The 13,983-nt window shown below is 32.0% G+C and carries 9 protein-coding genes and 1 pseudogene; 6 read left to right on the forward strand and 4 right to left on the reverse strand.

From position 1 onward, the window contains the following. Nucleotides 1–79 precede the first annotated feature (79 nt). On the forward strand, nucleotides 80–1,411 hold the full coding sequence (locus ITB9_RS05630) for a M28 family peptidase (RefSeq protein WP_054851481.1): 1,332 nt from the start codon (nucleotides 80–82) through the stop codon (nucleotides 1,409–1,411). 84 nt (nucleotides 1,412–1,495) lie between these two features. On the opposite strand, the gene ITB9_RS05635 is transcribed toward ITB9_RS05630, so the two are convergent. After that, nucleotides 1,496–3,295 carry a glycoside hydrolase family 15 protein gene (locus tag ITB9_RS05635; protein ID WP_054851482.1) on the reverse strand — a complete coding sequence of 600 codons (1,800 nt, stop codon included), beginning with the start codon at nucleotides 3,293–3,295 and terminating at the stop codon, nucleotides 1,496–1,498. A gap of 81 nt (nucleotides 3,296–3,376) precedes the next feature. On the opposite strand from ITB9_RS05635, the gene ITB9_RS05640 reads away from it, so the two are divergent. From ITB9_RS05640 to ITB9_RS05660, 5 genes are all read left to right on the forward strand, one after another. Continuing rightward, nucleotides 3,377–5,575, forward strand: a complete 2,199-nt coding sequence (locus ITB9_RS05640) for a bifunctional alpha,alpha-trehalose-phosphate synthase (UDP-forming)/trehalose-phosphatase (protein ID WP_054851483.1) — start codon at nucleotides 3,377–3,379, stop codon at nucleotides 5,573–5,575. Nucleotides 5,576–5,629: 54 nt separating this feature from the next. After that, nucleotides 5,630–7,279: a M1 family metallopeptidase gene (locus tag ITB9_RS05645; protein ID WP_054851484.1), complete on the forward strand. Its 1,650-nt coding sequence runs from the start codon at nucleotides 5,630–5,632 to the stop codon at nucleotides 7,277–7,279. 1 nt (nucleotide 7,280) lies between these two features. Then, complete coding sequence (locus ITB9_RS05650; protein WP_054851485.1) at nucleotides 7,281–7,853, forward strand: YdeI family protein; 573 nt, start codon at nucleotides 7,281–7,283, stop codon at nucleotides 7,851–7,853. A 56-nt stretch (nucleotides 7,854–7,909) separates the two neighbouring features. After that, entirely contained in the window at nucleotides 7,910–9,121 is a 1,212-nt protein-coding gene (locus ITB9_RS05655) for a bifunctional alpha/beta hydrolase/OsmC family protein (protein ID WP_054851486.1), read from the forward strand. Nucleotides 9,122–9,210: 89 nt separating this feature from the next. Next, nucleotides 9,211–9,762: a PepSY-associated TM helix domain-containing protein gene (locus tag ITB9_RS05660; protein ID WP_028606498.1), complete on the forward strand. Its 552-nt coding sequence runs from the start codon at nucleotides 9,211–9,213 to the stop codon at nucleotides 9,760–9,762. 24 nt (nucleotides 9,763–9,786) lie between these two features. Here ITB9_RS05660 and ITB9_RS05665 read toward each other — a convergent pair whose 3' ends face one another. The 3 genes and pseudogenes from ITB9_RS05665 to ITB9_RS05675 all read right to left on the reverse strand — a co-directional run bounded on the left by ITB9_RS05665 (nucleotide 9,787) and on the right by ITB9_RS05675 (nucleotide 13,911). Beyond that, nucleotides 9,787–11,181 carry a glycosyl hydrolase family 8 gene (locus ITB9_RS05665; protein ID WP_054851487.1) on the reverse strand — a complete coding sequence of 465 codons (1,395 nt, stop codon included), beginning with the start codon at nucleotides 11,179–11,181 and terminating at the stop codon, nucleotides 9,787–9,789. A 137-nt stretch (nucleotides 11,182–11,318) separates the two neighbouring features. Further along, nucleotides 11,319–12,784, reverse strand: a pseudogene (locus ITB9_RS05670) (magnesium chelatase). Then, complete coding sequence (locus tag ITB9_RS05675; protein WP_054851488.1) at nucleotides 12,784–13,911, reverse strand: VWA domain-containing protein; 1,128 nt, start codon at nucleotides 13,909–13,911, stop codon at nucleotides 12,784–12,786. The pseudogene ITB9_RS05670 and the gene ITB9_RS05675 overlap by 1 nt, the downstream one beginning before the upstream one ends. Nucleotides 13,912–13,983 lie beyond the last annotated feature (72 nt).

Raw genomic sequence — 13,983 nt, forward strand, 5'->3', positions numbered from 1 at the left:
AAATATTGTTATAAAAGTTTAAAAGCTGTTTCTATTTTGAAACAGCTTTTCTTTTTTCGTATTTTTAGGAAAAAAATAAATGAAAAAATTAATTCTTCCCTTATTACTATTAACAACTGTTATAGCCTCTGCGCAAACTAATCAAAAAATATACGATATTATTGATGCTGTTTCTGCAGAACGTATAGAAAAAGACATTCAAAAATTAGTCGATTTTGGTACTAGAAATACGTTTAGTGATACTATTTCTGAAACAAGAGGCATTGGTGCAGCCAGACGTTGGATAAAATCTGAATTTGAAACTATATCAAAAGACTGTAAAGATTGTTTAGAGGTGTTTTACCAAAAGGATTTTGTAACCAAAGAAGGTAACAGACGTGTACCACACGATGCTTGGGTAGTAAACGTGGTTGCGATTCAGAAAGGTACAAAATATCCAAATCGTTACATTATAATGAGTGGAGATATTGATTCTAGAGGTAGTGATACCATGGAGTTTACTAAAGACGCTCCAGGTGCTAACGACAATGCGTCTGGTATGGCTGGAACAATTGAAGCTGCTAGGGTTTTATCTAAACATCAATTTGAAAACAGTATTGTTTATGTTGGCTTATCTGGTGAGGAACAAGGTCTTTTTGGTGGTGGTGGTTTAGCTAAATATGCTAAGGAACAAAACTGGGATATTATTGGTATACTTAATAATGACATGATTGGAAACATTAAAGGTGTTGATGGTGTTATTGACAACCGTACGTTTAGAATTTTCTCTGAACCTGTTCCTGCTAACGAGACTGAACAACAGCGAAGATTAAGACGTTTTTATGGTGGTGAAGTTGATGGTATTTCACGTCAATTAGCACGATATATCCATAAAACTGTAAAAACGTATATGCCAGAAATGAATCCAATGATGGTTTATCGTTTAGATCGTTTTGGACGTGGTGGACACCACAGACCTTTTAATGACCTTGGTTTTGCAGGAATTAGAATTATGGAAGCACATGAAAACTATACGCAACAACATCAAGATATTAGAGAAGAAAATGGAATTAAATATGGAGATGTTATAGAGCATGTTAATTTTGAGTACGCTAAAAAACTAACAACTGTTAATGCTATAAATATGGCCAATTTGGCTTGGGCTCCTCCTGCTCCAACGACTGTTGCTATTGGTGGTATTGTAGAACCGTCGGTTAAATTTAAATGGGATAAAGTTGAAGGTGCTGTTGGATACAAGATATATTGGAGAGATACCACGTCTCCTACTTGGGATCACAGTCGTTATGTTGGTGATGTTTCAGAGTTTATGTTAGATGGTATTGTCATAGACAACTATTTTTTTGGCATAGCTTCGGTAGGAAAAGATGGTTTTGAAAGTCCTGTTGTGTTTCCTAATAAAATCATGAGATAACCTTACACCTTTTATAAGATAACAAACAAGCCATTTCAGATTGAAATGGCTTGTTTGTTTATTCTATTTTTCATTTTAAAAAAGTTAACTTATAGAGTCTTTTACTTTTTCTTCTGCTGTAACATTGGATAAATTAATAGCAGTTTCAATTAAAGCTAAATGCGAATAAGCTTGTGGGAAATTACCTAGTAATCGTTTTGTTTTAAAATCTATATCTTCACTAAACAAGCCTAAATGATTACTGTAAGACAACAGTTTTTCGAATTGTTCTGTAGCTTTTTGCTCCTCTCCTATTTTATATAAACTATTTATAAACCAAAATGTACAAATAGTAAAAGATGATGAAGGTAAACCAAAATCGTCTTTATTTTTATATCTATACAATAAGCCTTCATAACATAAATCGCGTTCTATGGCTTTAACTGTGCTTACAAATTTTGGGTGTTTTGCATCAATAAATCCATAAGATTCCATTAATAAGACTGAGGCATCTAAATCCTCGGAGTTATAAGCTTGCGTAAAAGCTTGTGCTTTTTCGTTCCAAGCGTTTTGCATGATGTCTTTTCTAATATCTTGTTCTAAAGCTTCCCAACGTGGTAATTTGGATGTTTTACCTAATATTTTGGCTACTTTTAAAGCTTTATCTACTGCAGTCCAACATAATACTTTTGAAAACGTAAAATGCTGATCTCCTTCTCTAAATTCCCAAATACCTTTATCTGGTTCTTGCCAATGACTACTTACTACCCAAACAATACCTTTGGTCATGGTCCACAACTCTTCTCCATTATCGATATCGTTACTAAAATTAAGAAGTAACTGATGTATTACATCCATTAATATACCATATATATCATTTTGCTTTTGCATATAAGCAGCATTACCAACTCTAACTGGACTTGAGTTTTTGTAACCTGAAAGATGGTCTAAAGAGGTTTCTGTTAATTTTTTTTCTCCACTTATACCATACATGATTTGCAGTTTTTCATCCTTATCAGGCATCAAATCTATAATAAACTTCAAGTAACGTCTGGCTATATTTTTATGACCAAGTTGTGACATAACTTTAATGACCATGGATGCATCTCTAATCCAACAAAAACGATAATCCCAGTTTCTGACTTCTCCTATAGTTTCTGGTAAAGATGTGGTCGCTGCTGCTAAAACTGCTCCTGTTTTATCATAACTTAGTAATTTTAAAGTCATGGCACTTCGTGAAATCTGTTTGTTATATTTCTTATATGTAGGTGTACGCTCTAACCAATTTAACCAATAAACTTTAGTACGCTCATATTCTAAACTTGCATATTTCAAGTTTGGTACAAATAGTTTTTCGTTATAACCAACTAAGAAAAAATGGTCAGAATCTAATGTAATAGAATCTCCATTTAAGACCTTTTTTTTATCTAAATCAGTATATAAAAATAATGTATCATAAGTATCTTCATTATTTAAACTGACAATAAAATCATCTTTTACATAGGTTGAAGTTACACCTTTTGCATATTCTAGTTTAGGATCATAAGCCACCTTTATTTTTGGTTGTCCAGAGATGTATTTTATATATCTAATAAACTCTGGAGGAGAATGGTAGCTTCCGTTTGGCTTATGATATCTTGGCATAAAGTCAACAACTTCAAATATATTATCTCCTTCTGTAAATCGTGTTACTAATATTGCTGTATCTTCTAGATAAAATTGTTCTGTAGTATAGCCATCGTCAACAGTAAATCCAAAACTACCTCCTATATTATCATCTAACAACTTAGCGAAAACTGATGCTGAATCAAATTTAGGCAAACAACACCAATCTACTGATGCATCTTTTGATATTAAAGCTGCACTTCTACAATTTCCTATAATTCCGTAATCTAAATTGTTCATTATTTTTCTGTTTAAAGTAGTGGTATAAATACTAATTTCTTTAAATTAACAAAAAACTATAAAACCATCCAAAATATTACTATGAATAAAACAATAATAGTTTCGAATAGGTTACCGCTACAAATTTCAATAGAACAAGACCAGCTTAACGTAACACCTAGTGTTGGTGGATTGGCAACAGGTATGAAATCTGTTCATGCAGATGGTAATGGACTTTGGGTTGGTTGGACTGGTATTACTGATGAAGAACTAGATGCTGACCTAAAAAAAGAGGTTGATGCAAAAGTTAAAGACGTAAAATGTAAAGCTGTTGGACTGACACAAGACGATATTGACCAGTTTTATTTAGGATTTAGTAATCGTACTTTATGGCCTTTATTTCATTATTTTTTAGAATATACTGAGTTTGAAGACAGCCAATGGGAAGCTTATAAACGTGTTAATCAAAAATTTGCTGAAGTCGTTTTAGATACCATTGAAGATGGAGATACGGTTTGGATACACGATTACCAATTATTATTACTACCTCAGCTAATTAAAGATGTTAAACCAGAAGTAACTATTGGTTTCTTTTTACATATACCCTTCCCTTCTTACGAAATATTTAGGACGTTTCCTTGGCGTGAAGAATTACTAACTGGTATGCTTGGTGCAGATCTTATTGGTTTTCATACCTACGATTATGAACGTCATTTTTTAAGTTCTGTTAAAAGAATTTTACGTTTAGACGTTAATTTTAATGAAATTACTTATCATGATAGGATTGTAAAAGTGGACTCTTTCCCAATGGGAATTGATTATAATAAATTTCATGACGCTGCTTTAGAACATGATAACCCTAACACTGAAATTTCTGAACTTCAAAAAAGAATTGACACACATTTAAATGAAGATGGTGATAAAAAATTAATCTTATCCATAGACCGATTAGATTATACCAAAGGAATACCAAATAGAATTAGAGCTTTTGAATATTTCTTGAATAAACATCCAGAATACAAAGAAAAAGTAAGACTAGTAATGCTTGCTGTACCATCTAGATCTGGCGTACCACAATACCAATTATTAAAAAAAGAAACCGATGAATTAGTCGGAAGGATTAATGGAGAGTTTTCTACTGTAAGCTGGACTCCAATCTGGTATTTTTACAGATCATTACCCTTTGAAAATTTAATAGACTTATATACTTCTTCAGACATTGCATTAATTACTCCTGTAAGAGATGGTATGAATTTAGTTGCTAAAGAGTATGTTGCCACTAGAACTAAACAAAATGGTGTCTTAATTTTAAGTGAAATGGCTGGAGCTGCAAAAGAAATGAATGAAGCCTTACTTATTAACCCAAATAGTTTTGAAGATTTTGCTTCTGCACTTAAAAAAGCATTAACAATGCCTTTAGAAGAACAAAATAACAGAATGAAAATCCTTCAAAAACGTTTAAAACGTTATGATGTTGAAAAATGGGCTGATGAGTTTTTTAAAACCTTAGAGTCTACTAACAAATTACAAGACGTAGTCGTGTCTAAAAAAATAAACGAATCTGTACAAAACGATATTGTTGAAGCCTATAAAAAAGCAAAAAAACGATTAGTCCTTCTTGATTATGATGGTACTTTAGTTGGTTTTAAAGACAATCCTCAAGATGCTAAACCAGATGAAGAACTTTACGGTTTATTAGACCAATTTGAAAATCAAAATAATACTAAGTTGTGCTTAATAAGCGGAAGAGACAAAGCCACTTTTGAAAACTGGTATGGTAATAAATCTTATGATTTAATCACAGATCATGGAGTCTGGATGAGAGAACGTAGTCAATGGACACCGTTAGAAATTTTAAAAACCGAATGGATGACAAACATCAAACCCATTCTAGAAACTTTTGTAGACAGGACTCCTGGTACCTTTATAGAAGAAAAAGAATACTCTTTAGCTTGGCATTACAGAACAGCAGATCCAGAACTAGCACAAATACGCACTATGGAGTTAAATACTGTTTTAACCAGTATGGTTGCTAATAACGAGTTGTCTGTTTTACAAGGAAACAAAGTTATCGAGATAAAAAGTAGTAACGTTAACAAAGGTAGAGCTACAACACAATTATTAATGAAAGAAGATTATGATTTTATTTTAATAATGGGAGACGATTGGACAGATGAGTATATGTTTGAAGCTGCTCCTGATTTAGCCACAACCATAAAAATAGGATACGTTAAAACAAAAGCTAAATATCAAATTAAGGATCCAGAAAAAGTAAGAGCACTTTTAAAGCAGTTAGTTTAATTATTTTATTAAAAAAACTAATCTATTTTTGTTCTTTACATTCAATTTAAATACATGAAAAATCTAGTTATATTAATTACTTGTTTTATCGCAACTTATTGTATATCTCAAAATAATGGAGGCTTACTTCAAGAAAAAAACAATTTTACACATCAAGATACACTTCGTGGTAGTATTACTCCAGAGCGTGAATGGTGGGATTTAACGTATTATCACTTAGATATTAAGGTTAATCCTGAAAACAAAACTATTACTGGAAAAAATACAATCACATACAAAGTTTTAAAACCGTATCAAGTTTTACAAATAGACTTACAAGAGCCATTAACTTTAACAAAAGTGACACAAAATGAAAAGGAATTAGAGATAAAGCATGATGGAAATGCGCATTTTGTAACTCTTAAAAAACAACAAAACATAGGCGAAATTAATAGTGTTGTTGCTTATTACGAAGGTAAACCACGTGAAGCTGTTAGAGCACCTTGGGATGGTGGAATTTCTTGGAAAAAAGACAATAACGGAAAACATTTTATAGCCTCCTCATGTCAAGGTTTAGGTGCTAGTGTTTGGTGGCCCAATAAAGACCATATGTATGATGAAGTTGATAGTATGGATATTAGCGTTACAATCCCTAAAAATTTAATGAATGTCTCTAATGGTAGGCTTAAAAGTATTGTAAATAATAAAGACGAAACCATTACAACGCATTGGTATGTCGCTAACCCAATTAATAATTATGGCGTAAATATTAACATTGGTGATTACGCAAATTTCTCTGAAGTATACAAAGGAGAAAAAGGAGATTTGGACATGAATTATTATGTATTAAAAGACAATCTAGAAAAAGCTAAAAAACATTTTAAGGATGCTCCAAAAATGATGAAAGCTTTTGAGCATTGGTTTGGACCTTACCCTTTTTACGAAGATAGTTTTAAACTAGTTGAAGTCCCTTATTTAGGTATGGAACACCAAAGCTCTGTAACCTACGGAAATCGCTACATGAAAGGCTATTTAGGTAGTGATTTATCTGGATCAGGTTGGGGTTTAAAATTCGACTTTATAATTATACATGAAGCTGGACACGAGTGGTTTGCTAACAATATTACAAATGTAGATATTGCAGACATGTGGATTCACGAAAGCTTTACAGCTTATTCTGAAAGTTTATTCTTAGACTATTATTATGGTACAAAAGCTTCAGCAGATTATGTTATTGGAACAAGACGAAACATTCAAAACGATAAACCTTTAATTGGATATTATAATGTTAATAAAGAAGGATCTGGAGACATGTACTATAAAGGTGCAAATATGCTTCACACCATACGTCAACTAGTTAATAACGATGAAAAGTGGAGACAAATACTGCGTACTTTAAACAGTAAATTTTATCATCAAACAGTAACCACACAACAAATAGAAGATTGTATAATTCAAGAATCTGGTTTGGATTTAAAAGGCTTTTTTAATCAGTATTTACGTACTACTAAAATTCCTGAATTACAGTATAGTATTGATGGTAAAAAACTAACGTACAAATGGAATAATACAGTTGAAAACTTTGTAATCCCAATTCAAATTGAAGTCAATGGTGTTTCACAGTGGATTACACCTACTTCAAAAAATAAAACTTTAAAATTAAAAACCAAAAATGCCAAGATTGTTATAGATAGAGATTTCTTTATAGAGACAAAAAACATTTAAAATGAAACAAGAAGAACTCTATTTTAAAACTGATTCTGAATGGAGAGCGTGGCTACACGAAAACCATGATAACGATGAAGGCATTTACCTCATCTTTTACAAAGTAAGTCACAAAAAGCTAAGCATGCGTTGGGAAGAGGCTGTAAAAGTAGCGTTATGTTATGGCTGGATTGATAGTACTGTTAAAAGTTTAGGTGACGGAAAACGTAGACAATATTTTTGCAAACGCAACCCAAAAAGTGTGTGGAGTGCTTTAAACAAAAAACATATTAAAACTTTAATAGCTGAGGATTTAATGCATCCTAAAGGTTTAGAAATAATAGATATTGGTAAGAAAAACGGAAGTTGGACCGCTTTAGATGCTGTTGAAAAAGGTATTATTCCAGACCTGTTACAACTAGCATTTGATAAAAACCCAAAAGCATTTAATAACTACAATAACTTTGCGCCTTCCTACAGAAAAAGCTACTTATATTGGTTAAACCAAGCTAAACGAGAGACGACTAAGCAAAAAAGAGTTACAGAAATTATTAAATTATGCGAAGCAAATATTAAATCTAGAGAGACGTGGTGATGTAATCATTTTGAAAGGCTTCAAATATTTTCCGACTGAATTAAAAACCAATTACAATGAACATTCAAAAAGTAAATTTTATAAATACAGAAGGACAACAACTAGTTGGACGTTTAGAGCTTCCTATAAACCAACATCCTCATAATTTTGTCATTTTCGCGCATTGTTTTACTTGTAATAAAAATTTATCTGCTGTAAAAAATATTTCAAGAGAATTAACAGCCAATGGTTTTGGAGTATTACGCTTTGATTTTACTGGATTAGGAGAAAGCGAGGGTAATTTTGAAAACACAAATTTTTCTGGAAACGTAGAGGACTTAATTAGTGCATCTAATTATCTAGAAGAAAATTATATTGCTCCTTCCCTATTAATTGGACACTCTTTAGGTGGAGCTGCTGTTATTTTTGCTGCCTCAAAAATAAAATCTGTTAAAGCAGTCGCTACTATTGGTGCTCCTTCTAACCCAAAACACGTACAACATTTAATACAAAGTAGCGTCAAAGAAATTAACACTACAGGAAAAGCAAATGTTAATATTGGAGGACGTCCATTTACTATTAAAAAACAATTTTTAGATGATATTGAAACCAAATCGCTACCTGATGTTGCACAAAACTTGCGCAAAGCATTATTAGTAATGCATTCGCCTCAAGACACAACGGTTGGTATTGAAAATGCAGAAGACATTTATGTAGCTGCAAGACATCCAAAAAGTTTTGTAACTTTAGATGGTGCTGATCATTTATTATTAAAAAAAGAAGATTCTGTTTACGCAGGCAGTGTCATTGCTACTTGGGCAAAACGCTATATTTCTATCCCTATTATTGATACCCTAAAAACCACTCATCAAGCGGTTGCTAGTTTAGATAAAGAAGATGGTTTTACAACACAAATGACGGTAGGAAACCACACCATGATGGCAGATGAACCAATTAGTTATGGAGGTAATGATTTTGGTCCTTCTCCTTATGAGTTTGTTTCTGCAGGATTATCTGCTTGCACTGCAATGACAGTTCAAATGTATGTAAAACGAAAAGGTTGGGATCTACAAAATATTGAAGTTCATACTTCACATACTAAAGTTTCAAAACAAGTTATTGAAAATAATGAGTCAAAAGAGATTAAAGTAGATACGTTTAATAGAGTCATTAAACTAACTGGAGCTTTAGACGATAAACAAATACAACGTATACTTCAAATTGCAGATAAATGTCCAGTACACAAAACATTACACAATGATATTGAAGTGGTTACCACTTTAGTCTAAATTTATTAAAAATTAGCAGTCTTAATATTAACTAATTTTTAAGAAGTTAATGTATCAACTTTTGTCAGATTAGTTGTTAATTATAAGCTGTGAAACAAAAAAATAAAAACTTAGCCAAATCAGCACGTTGGTATAGACAAACACATCGCAAGGTAGCTATTGTGTTACTTCTTTTTATTGTAGTAATGAGTGCTACAGGTTTATTATTAGCATGGAAAGATCAGTTAGGTATTAAACCTTCCTCTGTTACTGTACACTCTGATAATAGACCTTTAATTTCTTTAAATGAAATTGAACAACATGCAATACATTATATTGACAGCCTTAATCTTTCAACTGAAATTAACAGAATTGATTACAGACCTAGAAAAGGTATTGCTAAGGTTAGATTTGAAACACATTTTACCGAATTACAGATTGACTGTTATACCGGAAATATTGTTTCAGAAAAAACAAGAACTGCAGATTTAATTGAAATGATTCATGATGGATCAATCGTAGATTATTTATTTCATTTTAAATATTCAAAATTAATCTACTCTACAGTTCTTGGTTTAGGATTATTATTTATTTGTGTTAGTGGTTTTTATTTGTGGTTAAAACCAAAACAAATTAAAAGGAATAAACGATTACTTGATTAAACCTTTAATTAAAAATAGTTATATCTAAGACTTAACTATTTTAAAGCTTTTATTATCTATTTTAAGAAAATAAACACCAGTTTTAAATTGTGATATATCCAATTTTAATACTGATTTTTTTACTTGGTTTTGATAAAGTTGCTGACCATTAATCGAATACACTTCTACAGTTCTAGATTGTGCTGTTTTAAACTGAATATGCAAAGTATCTTTAACTGGGTTTGGATAATATTTAAATGTATCTAAAACATTTTCAGTTGTACTTAGCGTGTTATCTTGAATTGCATTATACATATTTCCTGATAAAGCAAACATATAAATAGCACGTAAAGTCGCTCCAAAATACGCTGTTGTTACTTGATTTTTTAATTCAGAATACCCATTATTTACAAAAGATTGATTGGTTGAAGTCATTGCTGCAGTAGCATAAGCTCCTGTAAAAGTTGGATCTTTGTAAGAGGTGTTAATGGCTACACCAGATTGAGAGTAACCTGGATAAATCTGATTAAAACCACCTTGCGCATTAACAAAATCAATACATAATTGATTGTAATTACTAGCTTCTGTATTACCATACCAGATATAATCGGTAGCAAATCTCCATGGTGTACGTGCTGCATCATAGTAATAAGATTGACCTTGGTTATAAGCCCATGATACTTCTGTTGAGTAGGTTCCATCTGCTTTACACCAATCAGATACTAAATTATAACTCGCATTATTCTGAGCTAAATTGGCATTAATAATAGCATAACTTTTATCTGCAACAGCATTCCAATAAGCACTATCATTAGTATAAGCACCAAAAACTTTAAAATAACCAGGAGCTAGATAAGACGGGTTAGTCGTGTTACTTCCTCCCCAAGCATCACCTGGTTTAAGGACGTTTGACCCAGCTTCAACTTCATGATTTTTAATAATAGTAATTAGTGATATAGCATCACTTTGATAGTCAATTGCACCTAAACTTTGCCAACGTTGGTCAGCAACTATTAATGCATAAGCTGCATCTAGTTCTGCATCAGTAGCTCCATTATTACCAATAACACTATTACAGCCATCAATTTTCCAATTCATAACTCCATTAGCGTTTACAAAATCTTGGTAGTATAACCATAAGCCATCAAACAACTCTTTGTCATTGGCGTAAACAGATAATAACATACCGTAAGCAATTCCTTCTGAAACGGTTTCGGTTGGAGTATCAAATTTTATACGATAGCGACCATTATTACAGGATTCGGCAAAAGTGGTTCTCCAAGACACGTATACATCATAAATGTCATTAGATTGAATGTTATCAGGCTGTGTACCGTGTAGGTAAGTCTGATTTTGAAAACTTACTGCTGAAATCTGTGCATTAAGCGTTGTAAAAAACAGAAAAGCAGTTAAAAAGGTTAAGTTGTAAAAATGTTTCATGGTTGATATATTTTTTTGGGTTTAAATATATACGAACAAACCACCTTTTATGGTTGCTCAAAATATATTTTTTTATAAAAAAAAGTGCCCAAAAAAATTCAGGCACTATTATCTATTGCTGTTTTTATTTCAAGAACTTATAATCCACTTATAAAACTTCCATAAGGGTCTTTAAATTGAATACCTTCTGTAAACCTATATTTGCTTAACAACTTATATTCTACTAAAGCCCAAAGCACGAATTCTTTCACAAAATAGCTTTCTTCTTTTAATAATTTAGGTTGATGCTCTCCAAGTAAATCATCTAATGGCGACACTGCATCTAATAAGCTAATATATTCTTTATCACGTAAATCATCTAACAATTCAAAACCATCAGAATTATTAAAAAACCATGAGACAATAGTGTCGTAAGGACTTTCGTCTTCTTGCTTTTTCAATTTCTCTATCTTAGGGAAGTACTCTGGAAACAAACTTTTTACAGCTTCACCAATTAAATTATAAGCGACTTGCGCTGCACCTTCTTGTTCTCCTTCATAAACCAATTCTACTTTACCTGTAATTGCAGGAATAATCCCTAAAAAGTCTGATAATCGAATAGTTGTCTTTTCGTCTCCAGATTTTAACGATCGTAATTCTGCTGCACTTAATAAGTTTTCAAAAGCAGTAATACTTAAACGTGCACTTACACCACTTTTCTCGTCTATAAAATCACTATCACGAGCTTCAAAAACAATTTGTTCTAACAAATCTTTGGCTAATTCGGGTACATGAATACTCTCTTTTTGTCTTCCATCAGACTTAGCTTCTTGCTGTGTGATGGTTTTAGCGGTTTCAATATCTGTTGGATAATGCGTTAATATTTGCGATCCAATTCTGTCTTTTAATGGTGTTACAATACTTCCTCTATTAGTATAGTCCTCAGGATTTGCAGTAAAAATAAATTGCATATCTAAAGATAAACGCAATTTAAACCCTCTAATTTGAATATCTCCTTCTTGTAAAATATTAAATAAAGCAACCTGAATTCTTGCTTGTAAATCTGGCAACTCATTAATTACAAAAATACAACGATTGGCACGAGGTATCATTCCGTAATGTATCACACGATCGTCTGCATAGCTTAGTTTTAAATTGGCTGCTTTAATAGGATCTACATCTCCAATAATATCTGCAACAGTTACGTCTGGAGTCGCTAATTTTTCTGCAAAACGCTCACTTCTGTGCATCCAAGTAATTGGTGTATTATCACCTTTTTCTGTAATCAACTCTGTAGCAAAACGAGAGATTGGTTGTAAAGGATCGTCATTAATTTCACTACCTTCTACAACAGGAATATATTCGTCTAGCAAATTAAGCATTAAACGTGCTAAACGTGTTTTAGCTTGACCACGTAATCCTAAAAAATTAATATTATGTCGAGATAAAATAGCACGTTCTAACTCTGGTATTACAGTATTTTCATAACCATGAACACCTTCAAAAACGGTTGTTTTATTCTTTATTTTTTCAATTAAATTATCTCTTAATTCGTCTTTAATCGATTTGCTTTGGTATCCAGCTTTTTTAATTCGCCTAAAGTTTTTATTGTTTCTATTTTCATTATCCTTTAATTCTTTTTTTTCTGTTTGTTTCGTAATCTTGAAAAATCATTTCTCCTAAACCTTTTAAACCTGTATAAAAAGCTTTCCCTTGATTAGCATGCGTAAATTCTTCAACAAATTGCATTAAATAAGGATCTTGAGCAATCATAAAAGTTGTAATAGGAATATGCAATTTTCTAGCTTGCTGTGCTTGTGCATAACACTTATTGGTAATGTAAGGATTTAAGCCATTACTATCTTTATAATAGGTTCCATCTGGTAAACGCAGGCAACTAGGTTTACCATCGGTTATCATAAAAATTTGTTTGTTGGTGTTTCGTTTACGTCTTAATAAATCCATTGCTAATTTTAATCCTGCTACAGTATTTGTATGATAAGGACCAACGTTTAAATAGGGTAAATCTTTAATTTTAATTGGCCAAGCATCGTTACCAAAAACTAGAATATCTAATGTATCTTTTGGGTAACGTGTCGTAATCAATTCGGCTAAAGCCATAGCTACTTTTTTTGCAGGCGTAATTCTATCTTCTCCATAAAGAATCATACTGTGGCTAATATCAATCATCAAAACCGTACTCATTTGAGATTTGTGGGTCGTTTCTTCAACCACTAAATCATCTTCGGTTAAGTTAAAATCTCCTATTCCGTTGTTAATTTGGGCATTTCTTAGACTTTCTGTCATGGACACTTTATCCAAGCTGTCTCCAAACTGGTAATTTCTAAAATCGCCAGTATGCTCATCTCCTACTCCTGTACCTTTACTTTTATGGTTACCAGAGCCACTACGTTTTATGTTACCAAAAATTTGGTCTAAAGCAGATTGCCTGATTGCGCGTTCGGTTTTGGCAGTAATAGCATTTCCTTTTTTTCCATCGGGTTTAATCTCTTCACGAATAAAACCTTTAGCTTTCAAATCTTCAATAAAGTCATCAATGGTATACTCTGGAGTGGTTAACTTATATTCTTTATCTAATTCACGAAGCCAATCTATAGCTTCTTCAAAATCTCCTGAAGTATGTGTAATCAACTCTTTAAATATGTCAAAAAGCTTCTCGAAAGGTGATAGTGAAGGTGCTTCGTAGGGTTTAAATACGAAACCTTTTTTGTGTATATTTTTTTCTTTCATTGCAGTATAAAAATACAACAAATTAACATCTAAATAAATGTGTTAACAGCTTTTTAAGAATATGTTGCTTAA

Source organism: Olleya sp. ITB9 (genome assembly GCF_001315805.1).
Lineage (GTDB): Bacteria > Bacteroidota > Bacteroidia > Flavobacteriales > Flavobacteriaceae > Olleya > Olleya sediminilitoris.